Annotated in this window: 13 protein-coding genes and 1 pseudogene; 6 read left to right on the top strand and 8 right to left on the bottom strand. The window is 58.3% G+C overall.

Annotation, left to right across the window (positions count from 1 at the left end):
• The first annotated feature begins 55 nt into the window (after positions 1-55).
• Genes ACYCZJ_RS06145 through ACYCZJ_RS06135 form a run of 3 tightly spaced genes read left to right on the top strand, consistent with a single transcriptional unit; the run spans position 56 to position 2,307 of the window.
• Positions 56-922, top strand: a complete 867-nt coding sequence (locus ACYCZJ_RS06145) for a lysophospholipid acyltransferase family protein (RefSeq protein WP_461553341.1) — start codon at positions 56-58, stop codon at positions 920-922.
• Between the two features lie 3 nt (positions 923-925).
• Positions 926-1,798 (top strand): lysophospholipid acyltransferase family protein, encoded by an 873-nt coding sequence (locus ACYCZJ_RS06140; RefSeq protein ID WP_461553340.1) that lies wholly within the window; start codon positions 926-928, stop codon positions 1,796-1,798.
• Positions 1,795-2,307: a GNAT family N-acetyltransferase gene (locus tag ACYCZJ_RS06135; protein ID WP_461553339.1), complete on the top strand. Its 513-nt coding sequence runs from the start codon at positions 1,795-1,797 to the stop codon at positions 2,305-2,307. The genes ACYCZJ_RS06140 and ACYCZJ_RS06135 overlap by 4 nt, the downstream gene beginning before the upstream one ends.
• Here the strand turns inward: ACYCZJ_RS06135 and ACYCZJ_RS06130 are convergent.
• The 8 genes and pseudogenes from ACYCZJ_RS06130 to ACYCZJ_RS06095 all read right to left on the bottom strand — a co-directional run bounded on the left by ACYCZJ_RS06130 (position 2,280) and on the right by ACYCZJ_RS06095 (position 12,856).
• The gene (locus tag ACYCZJ_RS06130) at positions 2,280-3,653 is read right to left on the bottom strand and encodes a sensor histidine kinase (RefSeq protein WP_461553338.1); all 1,374 of its coding nucleotides are present in this window, start codon (positions 3,651-3,653) and stop codon (positions 2,280-2,282) included. The two genes, ACYCZJ_RS06135 and ACYCZJ_RS06130, sit on opposite strands and share 28 nt — an antisense overlap.
• The gene (locus ACYCZJ_RS06125; RefSeq protein ID WP_461553337.1) at positions 3,640-4,320 is read right to left on the bottom strand and encodes a response regulator; all 681 of its coding nucleotides are present in this window, start codon (positions 4,318-4,320) and stop codon (positions 3,640-3,642) included. The genes ACYCZJ_RS06130 and ACYCZJ_RS06125 overlap by 14 nt, the downstream gene beginning before the upstream one ends.
• A 14-nt stretch (positions 4,321-4,334) precedes the next feature.
• A pseudogene (locus ACYCZJ_RS06120) lies at positions 4,335-4,697 on the bottom strand (efflux RND transporter permease subunit); the annotation flags it as partial.
• A 185-nt stretch (positions 4,698-4,882) separates the two neighbouring features.
• Positions 4,883-7,561, bottom strand: a complete 2,679-nt coding sequence (locus tag ACYCZJ_RS06115) for a putative bifunctional diguanylate cyclase/phosphodiesterase (protein WP_461553336.1) — start codon at positions 7,559-7,561, stop codon at positions 4,883-4,885.
• Positions 7,562-7,773: 212 nt separating this feature from the next.
• The gene (topA, locus tag ACYCZJ_RS06110) at positions 7,774-10,287 is read right to left on the bottom strand and encodes a type I DNA topoisomerase (protein WP_461553335.1); all 2,514 of its coding nucleotides are present in this window, start codon (positions 10,285-10,287) and stop codon (positions 7,774-7,776) included.
• A gap of 24 nt (positions 10,288-10,311) precedes the next feature.
• Positions 10,312-10,773, bottom strand: coding sequence for a Smg family protein (locus ACYCZJ_RS06105; RefSeq protein WP_461553334.1), 462 nt, complete (start codon positions 10,771-10,773; stop codon positions 10,312-10,314).
• A gap of 8 nt (positions 10,774-10,781) precedes the next feature.
• Positions 10,782-11,852 (bottom strand): DNA-processing protein DprA, encoded by a 1,071-nt coding sequence (gene dprA, locus ACYCZJ_RS06100; RefSeq protein WP_461553333.1) that lies wholly within the window; start codon positions 11,850-11,852, stop codon positions 10,782-10,784.
• Positions 11,849-12,856, bottom strand: coding sequence for a LysM peptidoglycan-binding domain-containing protein (locus tag ACYCZJ_RS06095; protein WP_461553332.1), 1,008 nt, complete (start codon positions 12,854-12,856; stop codon positions 11,849-11,851). The genes dprA and ACYCZJ_RS06095 overlap by 4 nt, the downstream gene beginning before the upstream one ends.
• Positions 12,857-13,020: 164 nt before the next feature.
• Here ACYCZJ_RS06095 and def point away from each other — a divergent pair, with 164 nt between their 5' ends.
• The 3 genes from def to htpX all read left to right on the top strand — a co-directional run bounded on the left by def (position 13,021) and on the right by htpX (position 15,396).
• Positions 13,021-13,524: a peptide deformylase gene (gene def, locus ACYCZJ_RS06090; RefSeq protein WP_461553331.1), complete on the top strand. Its 504-nt coding sequence runs from the start codon at positions 13,021-13,023 to the stop codon at positions 13,522-13,524.
• A 23-nt stretch (positions 13,525-13,547) separates the two neighbouring features.
• Positions 13,548-14,477 (top strand): methionyl-tRNA formyltransferase, encoded by a 930-nt coding sequence (gene fmt, locus ACYCZJ_RS06085; protein ID WP_461553330.1) that lies wholly within the window; start codon positions 13,548-13,550, stop codon positions 14,475-14,477.
• A gap of 64 nt (positions 14,478-14,541) precedes the next feature.
• Complete coding sequence (gene htpX / locus ACYCZJ_RS06080) at positions 14,542-15,396, top strand: zinc metalloprotease HtpX (protein WP_461553329.1); 855 nt, start codon at positions 14,542-14,544, stop codon at positions 15,394-15,396.
• The last annotated feature ends 17 nt before the right edge of the window (positions 15,397-15,413 follow it).

Here is a 15,413-nt window from a genome sequence, read left to right as displayed (position 1 = left end):
TCAATAGGCGGGGATGGTAGCAAACTTTAGCGCTGCCTGACACCATTTCTCCACCATGACGCAATTTCTGCTTCGCTTATTCGCCCGCTTGCCGCTACGTTGGTGGCACCTTGTGGGCGCGTTGGGTGGACGCCTGACGTACCGCTACAGCACGCGCTATGCCAAGCGTCTGGCGGAAAATTTACGGCAAAGTGGTATTGCCGGGGAGCCAGGCGAGTATCGGCGACTGTTGCGTCAGTGCGCGGTTGAAATTGGCAAAGGCGGCGCTGAAGTCATTCCGATCTGGATGCGCCCTTATGAACAGACGCTCAAACTGGTCAAGGACTGTCAGGGCTGGGAGCACGTCGAAGCGGCTGTTAGCCAGGGCAAGGGCGTACTGGCGATGACCCCGCATCTGGGCTGCTTCGAGATTGTCAGCCTGTACTATGCGGCACGTCTGCCGATGACAGTGTTGTACCGTCCGCCACGCCAGCAATGGCTGGAAGGCATCATGCGCGCTGGACGCGGGCGCGGCAAAGTCAATCTCGCCAAAACCGATGTCAAAGGCGTGCGCGCACTGCTCACTGCGCTTAAAAAGGGTGAAGCGGTAGGCATTTTGCCCGATCAGGTGGCCAGCAAGGGCGAAGGCGCGTGGGCGAGTTTTTTTGGTCGCCAAGCCTATACGCCGACACTGGTCGCGCGCCTGCACCAGTCCACCGGTGCGGTGCCGCTATTGATGTTCGGCGAACGCCTGCCCAGGGGGCAGGGCTATCGCATCCACATCGAACCGCTGAATGCGGATCTGACCGGCAGCAAGGAACACACTGCCGCACAACTCAACGCCGCACTGGAAGTGCTGATCCGCAAGTATCCGGCGCAATACCTGTGGAGCTACAACCGCTACAAGCGTCCCGGCGGAGTCGAACCGCCGCCGGAGCAGTAGGCCATGTCCCGTATCGGCATATTTTTTCTGTGGCTCGTGCATTGGCTGCCATTATCTGCGCAGGCGGCACTGGGCAATGTGCTGGGCGGCCTATTGTATCGCTTTGCTGGCAGACGCCGCCGCATCGGTGCAATCAATCTGCAATTGTGTTTCCCGCACTGGGATCAGCAGCGTCGCGACGCGGTGTTGCGCGACCACTTTCGCAGTGCCGCCCGTGCTGCACTGGAGCACGGCATTTTGTGGTGGTCACCGGTGGAACGGGTGAAACGCCTGGTGCATTTTGCCGGGCTGGAACATTTCCAGCCGCTAAGCGGTCAACCGGTGATTTTGCTGGCGCCGCATTTTATCGGCCTGGATATGGGTGGCGTGCGTTTTACCGCCAGTTATGCGCCGATTGTGTCGATGTACAGCCGCCTGAAAAATCCCTATTTCGACCGGCTCATGTTGCATTCGCGTACCCGTTTTGGCAATTCGAAAATGTTTTCCCGCCATGATGGCGTGCGTCCGCTGGTGCGCGAGGTACGTCAGGGTTTGCCGCTTTATTATTTGCCGGATCAGGATTTCGGTGCCAAGGATGCCGCATTTGTGCCTTTCTTCGGTGTTCCGGCAGCTACCGTGACCGCGCTGCCGCGCATCGCGCGCGTGGCGGGCGCCCGCGTGGTGCCCTGCGTCACCCGTCAGTTACCCGGCGGGAAGGGTTATGTGGCGCAGTTCTATCCGGCCTGGGACAATTTCCCGAGCGAGGATGTGGAAGCCGATACCCGCCGCATGAACGCCTTCATCGAAGACCGCGTGCGTGAAATGCCCGAGCAGTATTTCTGGCTGCACAAGCGCTTCAAGACACGACCGCCGGGCGAACCGAAGCTGTATCCATGATTGCGTCCAGCTGGCACATTGCCGCGCTGCAAGCCGGCCAGGCCGAGGCGCTGGGCGCGCTGGCACGTCACATCTGGCAACGGCATTATCCGGGCATCATCAGCCAGGCCCAGATAGATTACATGCTGGATCAACGCTATGGCGCTGCGCTTGTCCGGCAACAGCTTGTCCAACCCGGCAACTGGTGGAAAGTGGCGCAGAATGACGCCGGGATGATTGGTTTTGTACATTATTTCCTGGATAGCGACCCGCAGCGCATCAAGCTCGACAAGCTCTATGTGCACCCTGCCTGGCAGCGCCGCGGTGTGGGCGCTGCGCTGCTTGACAGCGTCGAATCCGAGGCGCGCAGACAAGGCCGCACCACCCTCACGTTACGCACCAACAAACACAACCACACCGCGCTCGCCGCGTATCAAAAATACGGTTTTGCCGTCACGGCGCAGGTGATCACCGAGATTGGCGCAGGGTTTGTGATGGATGACTACATGCTGGAAAAAACGCTGGATTGAGAAAAGCTCACCCGGATCAGGGTGCCGCGGCCCGCTGGTGGTGCGAGGATTTCCAGCGTGGCGTCGTGCACCCGCGCAATTTCCTGCACAATCGCCAGCCCCAGACCGCAGCCGTCACCTGGGCTGCCTTCCACCCGATGAAAACGTTCCAGCACCTTGTCGCGCTGCGACTCGGGGATGCCGATGCCGTTGTCCTCTACTTCCAGCACCGCAGCACCAGCCTGAAGGCAGCGCACGGTGACGCTGCCGCCCGCCGGGGTATAACGCAGGGCATTGTCGATCAGGTTGGCGAGCAGTTCACGAATCAACAGCGGCTCGCCCACCAGGGATGTGTTTTTCATATCGAAGCCGAGATCAATTTGCCGCTCCATGGCGCGTGGCACCCATTCACGCGCAGCATCTTCGACTACATTGCGCAGATCCAGCGGCTGCATGGCATCGGGCGGCATGGCGCCGGGTTCGGCGCGCGCCAGCGTGAGCAGCTGGTTGGCAAGATGCGCAGTGCGCACGGTGGCGTCCAGGAGATGCATGAGCGTGGCGCGCAGTTCAGCCGACATGGTGCCGCGCAAGGCAAGCTCAACTTGCGTTTGCAGTCCTGACAGCGGCGTGCGCAACTGGTGCGCAGCGTTGGCCAGAAAGCGCTGCTGGCCATTCATGGAATCGTTGAGTCGCGCCAGCAGCGCGTTGAGCGAGGCGACCACCGGCCGTACTTCGTCAGGTGCATGATGTTCGGGTACCGGGCGCAGGTCGCGGTGTGAGCGTGCTGCGATTTCTTCTTGCAGGCTTTGCAGCGGTGCGAGGCCGCGGCGGATGCCGAACCACACTAGCAGCACTGCAGCCAGTGCAATCACCACGGCTGGCGCGAGCATCTCGGCCAGAATGCCAGCCAGGTGATGGTCGCGTTTGTTCAGTGTTTCCGCCACCTGTAAATAGGCACTGCTGCCATTGGGCAAATGCATCTTTAATGCGGCGATGCGGATATCGCGTCCGCGAAACGCGCTGTTGTAGAAAACTGGTTTGTCGCTGATCTGCGCCGGTACCGGCAAGTACAGGTTGCCCGCCAGGCGCGTGCCATCGGCGGCGACAAGCTGATAGTAGATATTGTCGTAGGCATTCACCAGCAGCAGGTCGCGGGCACTGGGCGGCAGGTTCAACACCGGTTTGCCGTTCACTACCTGGATATACTGCGCCAGCGCGAGCATGGGATCGAGCAGCTCCTTGTCGTAGGCGTCATTAGCCGCGTTGCGGGCCATGAAAAAGGTCCCCACCGATCCCAACGCAAGCAACACCAGCAGTGGGATCAGCAGCCAGCCAAGCAGCAGGCGGCGCAGGCTACGAGTGTGCACTTTTTGCTTCTTCGAGTAGATAACCGAAACCGCGTACGGTACGAATTTTAATGTCGGCCGGCTCGAGTTTGGCACGCAGGCGCGACATATACACCTCCACGGCATTGGTGCTGATTTCCTCGTCCCAGTTGCAGACTGCCTGCATGATTTTGTCTTTGCTCAATACCTGCCCCTGGCGCATCAGCAGGTATTCCAGCACGCCCCATTCGCGCGCAGTGAGTCCGAGCTGTGTGTCTCCCAGCCACGCCCGGTGAGCCAGGGTATCCATGGTGAGGCGCCCGCAACTGAGTCGGGCGCTCTGCGCGTGATGCCCGCGGCGCAGCAAGGCGCGCACACGGGCTTCGAATTCGCCCAGTGCAAACGGCTTGACCATGTAGTCATCCGCTCCCAGATCGAGGCCGCTTACCCGGTCGGCTACAGCATCACGTGCCGTGAGGATCAGCACCGGCACCGTCAGCCCGCGTTCGCGCAGTTTGCGCAAAACCGCAAAGCCATCCTGGCCGGGCAGACCAATATCCAGCACCACCAGATCGTAATTTTCGGTGCCGAGCGACAACAATGCTTTTTCGCCGCTGACCGCACGATCCACGGCATAACCCGGCAGCGCCAGCGAAATTGCCAGTCCGGCGGCGAGTAACTCGTCATCTTCAACTATCAGAATACGCATGGAATTTTTCCTTATTAAAGGGTTGCCTGCCGGGCATCGACACAGCGATTAAACCACCGGAACGCCAATGGTAGCAGCCACAGGGTAAACAACGCGCCAGATACAATTCCGCCGGCAATGACCACCGCAGGATGCGGGCGCAGGCGTTGCACCGCCCCATCCATGATACTGGCTTGCAGTTCGGCGCCGCTTTTGAGTAATGCAATGATCTGTTCCATCATGATGACGCCGTTCTGTACTGAAATGCCCGCCACGGCAATGAAGCCGACCGCCGCTGATACGGAAAGATGCAGCCCGGCGATGCCGCCGATAAGGGTGAAGGGCACCATCATCAGCACCAAAGCGGCCTGCTTGACTGATTGAAATGCCCAGAACAGCCGACGCATGCCATGCACGCATCGGGACGATGTTAGGGCAGGCCTATCGAAAGCCAGTATGATCCGGGCTTTGCCTTGCAGGCATCTGACGGAGTCGCACAGAATTAAAAAAAATCGGGAACGGGTGTTAAAGGCCGGATATCGGGCCTTTTATGCCATGGTTGCCGGCTATCGAGCACAATGCATCAAGTCGATATGGTGTTTGAGATGCTGTTTAGCGTACTTAAGATGGCGCGCAGATCGGTGGCCGGTTTGGGCCGGCTGAAAAAATAGCCCTGATATTCATCACACCCATGTTCGCGCAGAAAGGCAAGCTGGGCTCCGGTCTCGACGCCTTCAGCGACCACCCGGATATTCAGCTGATGGGCCATGACAATAATGGCGGCGACCAAACCTTCATCATCGGCGTCGGTCGTGATATCACGGACGAAAGACTGATCGATTTTGAGTTTATCAATGGGAAAACGTTTGAGATAGCTGAGGCTGGAATAGCCCGTGCCGAAGTCATCCAGCGACAGCTCGATCCCCAGTGCCTTCAACTCTCCCAACACGGCAATGGCCTCTTCCGGATTTTCCATAATCACGTTCTCGGTAACTTCCAGACCGAGCCAGTGTGGGTCCACGCCGGTTTCCTTCAGTATCTGAACAAAATTCTGCACCAAGTATTTCTGACGGAATTGGCGCGGCGACAGATTGACGATCATGCGCGGTAACGGTACGCCCTGTTCGCGCCATTGTTTTAGCTGGCTGCAAGCGTGTCTGAGCACCCAGTCGCCGACTGGCACAATCATGCCGGAGTCTTCGGCGACGGGAATAAACCGGGCCGGCGCAATCAGGCCCAGTTCGGGATGATTCCAGCGTACCAGCGCTTCGGCTGCAACGATATTGCCATTCGCGATATTCACCAGCGGCTGATAGTGAAGCAGCAGTTCGTCGCGGCCAATGGCCTCGCGCAAGCCGCTTTCCAGCAGCGAGTGCTCGGCCGCTACCGCATTCATCTCCTGTGCGAAGAACTGGTAATTGCTGCGCCCGGCTTCTTTTGCATGGTACATGGCAGTGTCGCTGTTCTTGAGCAGCGTTTCGATATCATCGCCGTCTTGCGGGTAAATCGCGATGCCAATGCTGGCCCCGGTGCGCACACCCAGCCCGTTGATAACAAATGGCGCAGACAGGGCGTCCAGTATTTTTTGCGCCACCCGCGCAGAATCCTCGGCGGTGCTCAGGCTTGCCAGCAACACAATGAACTCATCGCCGCCCTGCCTGCCAACCGTATCATCCGCGCGCAAGGATTCGGTGAGCCGTTGGGCGACCATTTGCAACAATTGATCGCCCGCATTGTGCCCGAGGATGTCGTTAATGTTTTTGAATTTATCGAGATCGACGAACATGACGGCGAACTGAATACCGGCTCGCTGTGCCCAGGCGATGGTTTGCTGGATACGATCCTGCACCAGGCGCCGGTTAGGTAAATCGGTCAGTGCGTCGTAATGCGCCAGATGCAGAATTTTTGCCTCTGCCGCTTTACGCTCGGTGGTGTCGCGTATGGTTCCAATGAACTGCCTGCGCCCGGTCAGGTAATATTCGGAAACCCGCAAATCAATCGGAAAGCTTTCACCATTGCTCCGCTGTGCGGTGACCTCCCGCCCGATGCCGATCACGTGCGCCTCGCCGGTCCGCAGATAGCGTTCCAGATAGCCGTCATGCTCGCTGTGATAAGGTTCCGGCATCAGGATGGATACATTCTTGCCGGTCAACTCCCCGCTGCTGTAGCCGAACATGCGTTCCGCCCCCGGGTTGACCAGTTCGATCTTTCCGGTAGCGGAGATGCTGACAATACCCTCATCCACATTCTCCAGCACCGCCCGTACACGATTTTCACTGTCCTGCAGCCGCATGATTGCATCGCGTGCTTTGCGTTCCGAGCGTACCAGCCCGAGCACCAGGGGGCTGAGTTGCCAGCGCAGCAAAAAAAGCGCCACAGCGAGTATGCCGGCCATCAGCGGCAACAGGTAGCGAAGCTGGTTCCAGACTGGCGCATACAATTCGGCGCTATCCGTTTTCAGCACCATGCCGAGCCCGAGATCGCCAATCGGGCTGTAAGCCGCCACCACGTTCTGATGGCGATAATCGCGTGTGATACTGAATCCGGTAGCGCCCTCCAGCGCATACACCATCGGCAATGGCACGCCTTTCGACGACCTTTTAGGTAAGGTCATGACATGCGGGTTCAGCGTCGTTGGAAAACAGTGCATATTGGCGCCGGAGGACGCGCACAATGCCAGCTCCGCTGTTTTGCCAGAGCGCCTGACGCCCATGAACATGCCGCTGAGCGTAGACAAAGGTGTCTCCGTGACCACCCTGCCGACGACGCGTCCGGTTTTCATGATGTTCAGATCCGCCCGTAAAAAGAACCTGTCCTTAAACAGCAGTTGCACGTGTCCGGGAAGATTGATGGGAACGGTCAGTACGGGTTGTTGCGTAAAGGAACCTGCGTGCGCCAGTTCTTGCCCGTCCCTGGCAAACAGCGCAACCGCCGAGAGTCCGGTGGCAAGAAAGGATTGGGCACCCCTGTTGAGCGCACCCAGGGCTGTGCCGTCGCCATCATGCATGTCCACGTGCTGTAGTTGATCCATCAGAAAAGGGCGTGTGGCAACCGTCATGCCTTTCTGAAAACTGCGCCGTATTTCTGAGGTTGCTAAAGCCACATGGCCTTGCAGGGACGACTGGAGGCTGCTTCTCAGCAGGTTTTCGGCATGACGCTCCATGACGTAAAACACCATTGCGCCGGCCAGAATGGCGACCACAATCATGATCGCTCCTGCAACAAGGCCAATCCGTTGTTGATCGAACTTTTGTTGTTGCATGCTTCTCTGGTCCAAATAGATAAAGAGAGCAGTAAGGTCTCAATAAACGATGCGGAGCACGGCTTGTGTTGAGCCCGAATAGATGGGGCCAACCGTCGAGTGAATTGCGGACAACCGTAGCATGGAAATGCGCCACAAAACAACACTATTGCAATTGTGGATTTGGGTATCGGCGTATCCGGCAAGGGTAAAGCCGGAACCCGGCCAATCAATCAGGCAGCAGTTTTGGTACGCTTGGCCGCAGTTTTCGGCTTGGCCTTAGGCTTGGCTTTGGCGGCAGGTTTTTTGCGGGTAGCCGGGCCTTTGGCGGCGCGGGCAGCCAGCAGGGGAAGCGCCTCTGCCAGCGTGCAAGTTTCCGGATCGGCGTCCTTGGGCAGGGTGGCATTGATTTTTCCATGCTTGACGTACCAGCCGTATTGGCCGCTATGCAAGGTCACGGGTTTGTCGTCATCTGGATGGTTACCCAGCGGTTTGCCGGCAGGCGCGCCGCCGCGCGGTTCTTTCGCCATGGCCAGCACTTCCAGCGCGCGCGCCAGTTCGATGCTGTAAACATCGTCGGCCTTGGGAATGGATTTGAACTTGCCATCGTGCTGTAAATAGGGGCCGAAGCGGCCAATGTTGGCGACGATGGGCAGTTGGGTGTCGGGGTGCATGCCCACTTCGCGCGGCAGCGACAATAGCTTCAACGCGGTTGGTAGATCGGCGTGTTCGGCGGGCAGCGTTTTCGGCCACGAGGCACGCCGCGGTTTAAGCTTCTTGTCTTCCGGCGTGGCGCCAATCTGCACGTACCAGCCATAGCGGCCATTCAGCAGCAGGATATCCTGCCCGCTGTCCGGGTCTTGTCCCAGTACGGTGGGGCCGTTTTCATTTCCGCCGTGCAGCGGGCGCGTGTAATCGCACTCGGGATACGCCGAGCAGCCGATGAACAGGCCGCGCTTGCTAGCTTGCAGGAACAAACGCGCGCCGCATTTTGGGCAAGGCTCGTCCGGGATCGGGCAGCCGCGCTCGACGTCAGCCTTGGCGGCCAGCGTGCCGGAAAACTCCTGCCAGAAGTCATCCAGCAGCGGGATGTATTTGAGCGTGCCGTTGGACACGTCGTCTAGCCGGTCTTCCAGTTTGGCAGTGAAGTCGTAATCCACGTAGTGGGTGAAATGGGTGGTGAGGAAGCAGTTCACCAGCTGCCCGATCGGCGTGGGCATGAAGCGCTTCTTGTCGAGGATCGCGTATTCGCGATCCTGCAGTGTCGAGATGATGCTTGCGTAGGTAGAAGGGCGACCGATACCGTACTCTTCCAGCGTTTTTACCAGGCTGGCTTCGGTATAGCGCGGTGGCGGCTGGGTGAAGTGCTGCTCGCCGGAGAGTTTATCCACCGGCACGGTTTCACCTTCCGCCAGCAGCGGCAGCTTGGCTTCTTCCTCGCTCTCCTCGTCGTCCTGGTTTTCCTGATAGACGGCGATGAAACCGGGGAATACCAGGGTCTGGCCGGTAGCGCGGAATAGATTATCCGGGCCGCCCACGGCGATATCGAGGCTCACCGTGTCGAATTGGGCCGGGCTCATCTGGCATGCCAGCGTGCGTTTCCAGATCATTTCGTAGAGACGCGCCTGATCGATGGTCAGGAATTTGCGTATCGATTCCGGGCTGCGTGAAATCGCGGTGGGGCGGATTGCTTCGTGCGCTTCCTGGGCATTCTTGGATTTGTTGCGGAAATATACCGGTGCCGCGGGCAGATAGCCGGCGTCGAAATTTTGAGCGATATAGACGCGAATGTCTTCAATGGCTTCGCGTGCCAGATTCACCGAGTCGGTACGCATATAGGAGATCAGGCCGACTGCGCCGCCGCCGATATCAATACCTTCATACAACTGCTGGGCGGTGCGCATGGCGCGATCGGTGGTCATGCCGAGCTTGCGTACGGCCTCCTGTTGCAGCGTGGAGGTGGTAAACGGCGCGGCGGCGCTGCGCGATTTACGTTTCTTTTCCACGCGCGTGACGCTGCCGGTTTCGGCATTGGCGAGGGTATCGAGCACGGACTGCTGCGCATCACCTGTCGCGATACTGAACTGATCGAGTTTTTCGCCTCGATACTGCACCAGGCGTGCAGAAAAAGCCTGCTTGCCCTTGTGGCTGTCGAGGTGGATGGTCCAGTATTCGCGCGCCTGGAATTTTTCGATTTCCAATTCGCGCTCGACGATCAGGCGCAGTGCCGGGCTTTGTACGCGTCCGGCGGACAATCCCGGGCTGATTTTGCGCCACAGCAATGGCGAAAGATTGAAACCCACCAGATAGTCCAGCACCCGTCGCGCCTGTTGCGCGTCTACCAGCGGCATGGCGATTTCCCGCGGATTATCCACGGCATGCTGAATGGCGCTCTGGGTGATTTCGTGAAATTCGATACGGGCGATGGGTTTTTTCGGCGTGATTTTTTTCTCGCGCAGGATTTCCGCCAGATGCCAGGCTATCGCCTCGCCTTCGCGATCCGGGTCAGTCGCCAGCAGGATGCGGTCGGCCTTTTTGGCTGCCCGCACGATGGCGTCGACGTGTTTTTCGTTGCGTTCGATGAGTTGGTATTTCATCGCGAACTCATTGTCCGTATCCACCGCACCGGTTTTCGGCACCAGATCGCGTACGTGACCGTAGCTGGCGAGGATTTCGTAATCATCGCCAAGATATTTTTTAAGGGTTTTTGCCTTCGAAGGCGACTCGACAATAACGAGAAATGACATGTGTATCTGCGCGCCGCAGGGGCGTTAGTGGATGGAGAGGTTATGGCCGTCGTTAAACAACATATCCTCTAGTAATAAGTAGTCCTGGTTCGGGTTTTGACTCCACAACACCATCAGTGCGATCCACTTGATTTTGTCCGGGGTGATTTCATCCTCATCCAAAGCCAGAACGCGATCAATGACCCACTCACGCTGCAACGGGTTGAGGATGCCGGCCTGCTCCAGAAATATCAGCAAACCCCGGCTCTCGGTATCCAGCCGGTTCTGTTCCGGTTCGGCATAAAGCCGGGTCGCACGACACTCCGCCAGACTGGTGGGGTATTCTGTGCTGTTGAGCGTGCCCAGATCAGAAAACCAGTCCAGTGCGTGATCAATTTCATCCCCGTTGAAACCGGCGGCGGTCAATTTGAGCGCTAGCGCATCGCGGTCCGGCGCCAGTTCAACATGCGGATAATTTTCAAATAAGTAAATTAGGATTTCTAACATTATCTTTTTTAAACAATACGTTGGTAGAAACCGCCCGGGAGCGTGGCCACACAGCCCTGCAGCTCCCTTTCCAACAGCATGGCGGAAAGCCTATCGGGCGTCAACCCGCAACGCTCGGCCAGCACATCCAGGCTGACAGGTTCAAATCCCAGCGCAGATAGTAATGGGTCATCTCCTGCAGCGCTGGCGACAGAGGCGGGAATGGCCACCTGCCAGTGCAATTCATCCAGCACGTCCTGCGCCGATTCAACCAGTTTGGCACCTTGCTTTATGAGCGCATGACATCCGCGTGCCACGGGTGAATGGATCGAGCCGGGAATGGCAAACACTTCTCTACCCTGTTCTGCCGCCAGCCTGGCGGTAATGAGCGAACCGCTCTGCAAGGCGGCTTCCACGACCAGGCAGCCCAGGCTTAAGCCACTGATGATGCGATTCCGGCGCGGAAAATTGGCGGCAATAGAAGGCGTGCCGATGGGAAATTCCGAGACCAGCGCCCCACCTTCGGCCAGCTGATGGGCGAGCATCTTGTTGCGCGCCGGATAAACGATATCCAGCCCGGTACCGACCACCGCCAGACTGCCCGCCGCTCCAGCCAGGCCGCCGCGATGCGCGGCAGCATCAATGCCCAGCGCCAGACCACTGACGATGGAAAGTCCGGCTTGGGACAAGGTGCTAGCGAAAGCTTCGGCATTGGACACGCCCTGGGGCGTGGCATTGCGGCTACCGACGATGGCGAACATCGTAGCGCCGAGCAACTCGCGGCGCCCTTTCAGGTACAACAATGGCGGCGGATCGGGGATTTCCAGAAGGCGTGGCGGATAATCGCTGTCGGCCAGGGTAACCAGATGATTGCCGGGCGCATCGAGCCAGCGCAAGGCAGGCTCGATGGCTGCGTCATCCACACCTGCGCGGACGTGCTGGATTACCGGCTGGGCGAGATAGGGTTTCAACGCGCTGCCGGAAGCGGCGTACACTTGCTCCGGGCCGCCAAATGCGCTCAGCAAGGCACGATAGGATTGCCCGCCCAGCCCGTGCGTGAGCGCCAGACCCAGCCACGCGCGGCGTTCAGCCTGGTTCAAGGATTGCGCACAGTATCCAGTATGTTAACCGGGCGATGTATCTGCATCACCAAGGCGTAGGACACCTTGTCAAACACGCGGTATACCATCAGCAGCCCGCTACGGGAATCAGGTAGCCGGACTTTGTCCACCACGTTGCCTTTTTTGTACACGGCCAATACCGTGCCGACATCCAGGCCGTTGCGACTGCCTTGGTTCAGCACCACGGTGGCATACTGTCCCGCTTCGGATACGCCGCCATAGATCGAAATCACGCGGCCTTGAATGCTGGTTGCCGGGGGATGGGGAATATAACGGAACGAGTAGGTATCGGTAGCGGGTTTGAGCCTGTCGCCCGCCTGAATCTCTTCTGTCGCGCTGGTAATCAGGATGCGTTGCGGGTTGCCCGGTGCGACGGTATGCGCGTCGCCCAGATATTCAACCTGATGACCCAGTACTTCCTGAGTGTCAGGATCCTTGAGTTCCTTGCCGGGGCGTAAAATTTTCCAGTTCAGAGTATCGGTTTTACCGTTGGTCGCGTAGGCCTGATCGCCGGTTGCCAGAACCATGCGGTCGTCCTGTGCGCCAATGATGCGAGGTGCGTCTTTGAGCGCGCCTTCGTCCATCACGAAGGGCTGGCTGATGAATGCATTCACCGCTGATGCCGGAATCGACGGGACGCCCTGTTCGGCCTCGGGTTCAACGCGAATCTTGGGCAACAGTTTCACCGTGTCGAGTTTTTCTGTCTTGAGCAGGGAAAGCCGCGGGTTGGCCCCGCTGCGGTCAAGCACAATCACGTCCCCAGGATAAATCCAGTGAGGATTCTGGATTTCCTGCTTGTTCATGCCCCAGATTTGCGGCCACTTCCAGGGATCCTTGAGGAATTTTCCGGAAATGTCCCACAAGGTATCACCCTTGACCACCACATAGCGATCCGGCGCGTCGGGTTGCATTTTAAGCGTGTCGGCATGGCTGGAAAGTGCCATAAAACCAGTCAGAAACAATGATAAAGCGAGCTTGCGCATAACATCCCCTTGGCGCGGATTGAGTTTAGACCTTGTCTATCACAAGTGCCGTGTAGTAATCTGGCAGCTTGAAATTCTAACCCGTGTTTTAACGGTCGATTCGGCAATTAATTTAGAGACTTGATCCGGATTCTGCATGGAATGGTTTATGCAGGCAAGCAATTATGGCGCTATTAAATATTATTCACTACCCTGATCGGCGCTTGCATACCGTCGCCAAACCCGTTGCGCAAGTTGATGAGCGCATCCGCAAACTGGTCGCCGACATGGCACAAACCATGTATGCAGCGCCTGGTATCGGCCTGGCGGCTACCCAGGTCGATGTGCACCAGCAGGTGATTGTGATCGACATTTCGGAAACGTGCGACGATCTGCGCGTATTCATTAATCCTAAATTACTTAAAGCCGACGGCAGTGCAGTGCACGAAGAGGGCTGTCTATCGGTACCCGGCATTTACGATAGAGTTACCCGTGCCGAGCATATTACAGTCGAAGCGCTGGATACGGACGGCGTTTCGTTTACGCTTGACGCCGATGGTTTGCTGGCAGTGTGCATTCAGCATGAAATGGATCACCTGCTGGGCAAGGTGTTCGTGGAATATCTGTCCAGTCTGAAACAGACCCGCATCAAGAACAAACTTAAAAAACATCTGCGCGAAACCATGTGAACGCAGACCTCGCGGTCATCCCAATGAAAATCATTTTTGCAGGCACACCGGATTTTGCGCGGGTCGCACTGACCGCGCTGCACGCGGCGGGCCACACGGTCGCGGCGGTGCTGACGCAGCCTGACAGGCCTGCCGGGCGCGGCATGAAGCTCAAGGCCAGCCCGGTCAAACAGGAAGCATTACGGCTGGGCTTGCCAGTACTGCAGCCCGCTTCCCTGAAGACGCCCGTGATTCAGGATGCGTTGAGTGCATTGAATGCCGAGTTAATGGTGGTCGCGGCTTATGGCCTGATCCTGCCTCAGGCGGTACTGGACATGCCGCGCCACGGCTGCCTGAATATCCATGCCTCGCTGCTGCCACGCTGGCGTGGCGCCGCGCCGATCCAGCGTGCGATCCTGGCAGGCGATGCGGAGACCGGCATTACCATCATGCAGATGGATGCGGGGCTGGATACCGGTGCCATGTTGTGCTGCGATGCCATTCCGATCGCGCCGGACGACACGAGCGCGAGCCTGCATGACAAGCTCGCTGCGCTGGGCGGACAGGCCATCGTTGCGGTACTTGACCAGATGAGTAAGGGCGCACTCGCGCCAATACCGCAGCCGGATGAGGGCGCGTGTTACGCCGCCAAAATCAGCAAAGCCGAAGCCATGCTGGATTTCAGCCGGCCCGCCACCGAGCTGGCACGCGCTGTACGGGCATACAATCCTGCGCCGGGTGCAGCAACCATGCTGCATTGCGCACCGCTGAAAATATGGTCAGCATATATCGCTGCCGGCCAGAGTGGCGTGCCGGGCAGGGTTGTGGCAGTGGATGCACAATCCATTGTGATTGCCTGTGGCACGGGCGCGTTGTGTATTACGGAAGTGCAGCCAGCCGGGGGCAAGCGTCAATCGGTCAGCCAGTTTCTAGCCGGTCACCCGCTGTCGAAAGGCACGCAATTGGGCGATTGAATTTTGCGTCGCGCCCACCATCTAACTGGTGGTCAATTTCGACGGCTGATTAGGAATTCAGACAATGTTTGGCAACTGGTTAAAAACTTCCATCCTGATGGCAGGTATTGTGGTGTTGTTCGGCACAGTAGGTATGTTGCTGGGCGGCCAAAAAGGCATGCTGATTGCGCTGCTGTTTGCCGGAGGGATGAATATTTACGCCTACTGGTTTTCCGGCCAGATGGTATTGAAGATGTACAAGGCCCAACAGGTCGATGCCGCTACTGCGCCCGAGTTCTACGGAATCGTGGCGGATCTGGCCCAGCGTGCCGGGCTGCCCATGCCCAAGGTGTACATTATCGACGAGGCCCAACCAAACGCATTTGCGACCGGACGCAACCCCGAGCACGCTGCGGTGGCGGCGACAACCGGAATAATCCGCCTGCTCAACCATCGCGAACTGCGCGGGGTAATGGCTCATGAGCTTACCCACGTCAAACATCGAGACATCCTGATTTCCACCATGTCGGCCACCGTGGCCGGCGCGATTTCGGCGCTGGCTCAGTTCGGTTGGTTGTTCGGTGGCAGCAGTAACAATGGCGAGCGTAACGTGCATCCGGCGGTGGCAATTATTATCATGATCGTGGCACCCATAGCCGCGATGCTGATTCAGATGGCGATTTCACGTGCGCGCGAATTCGGTGCGGATCAGGGTGGAGCGGAAATTTCCGGTGACCCGGAAGCGCTGGCTGCCGCGTTGCGGAAAATCGAGGCGTATGCGCATGGCACGCCTCTGGAGACGGCGGAATTGCACCCGGAAACCGCGCAGATGATGATCATCAACCCGCTGTCCGGCGACGGCGTCAAGAGTCTGTTTGCCACCCATCCTTCCACCGATGAACGTGTGGCGCGCTTGCTGGCGATGCGCGGTCGAATGTAGTTGTATCTGGCCGCCTG

This window comes from Sulfuriferula sp. (genome assembly GCF_054605375.1).
This window is presented reverse-complemented; position numbering and strand designations above follow the sequence as displayed.

Bases quoted from the DNA above. Each gene is read 5' to 3' on its own strand.
- ACYCZJ_RS06145 (WP_461553341.1), top strand. From the start codon at position 56: ATGACGCAATTTCTGCTTCGCTTATTCGCCCGCTTGCCGCTACGTTGG.
- ACYCZJ_RS06115 (WP_461553336.1), bottom strand. From the start codon at position 7,561: ATGCAACAACAAAAGTTCGATCAACAACGGATTGGCCTTGTTGCAGGA.
- fmt (WP_461553330.1), top strand. From the start codon at position 13,548: ATGAAAATCATTTTTGCAGGCACACCGGATTTTGCGCGGGTCGCACTG.
- def (WP_461553331.1), top strand. From the start codon at position 13,021: ATGGCGCTATTAAATATTATTCACTACCCTGATCGGCGCTTGCATACC.
- htpX (WP_461553329.1), top strand. From the start codon at position 14,542: ATGTTTGGCAACTGGTTAAAAACTTCCATCCTGATGGCAGGTATTGTG.
- ACYCZJ_RS06095 (WP_461553332.1), bottom strand. From the start codon at position 12,856: ATGCGCAAGCTCGCTTTATCATTGTTTCTGACTGGTTTTATGGCACTT.
- ACYCZJ_RS06125 (WP_461553337.1), bottom strand. From the start codon at position 4,320: ATGCGTATTCTGATAGTTGAAGATGACGAGTTACTCGCCGCCGGACTG.
- ACYCZJ_RS06105 (WP_461553334.1), bottom strand. From the start codon at position 10,773: ATGTTAGAAATCCTAATTTACTTATTTGAAAATTATCCGCATGTTGAA.
- ACYCZJ_RS06135 (WP_461553339.1), top strand. From the start codon at position 1,795: ATGATTGCGTCCAGCTGGCACATTGCCGCGCTGCAAGCCGGCCAGGCC.
- ACYCZJ_RS06140 (WP_461553340.1), top strand. From the start codon at position 926: ATGTCCCGTATCGGCATATTTTTTCTGTGGCTCGTGCATTGGCTGCCA.
- topA (WP_461553335.1), bottom strand. From the start codon at position 10,287: ATGTCATTTCTCGTTATTGTCGAGTCGCCTTCGAAGGCAAAAACCCTT.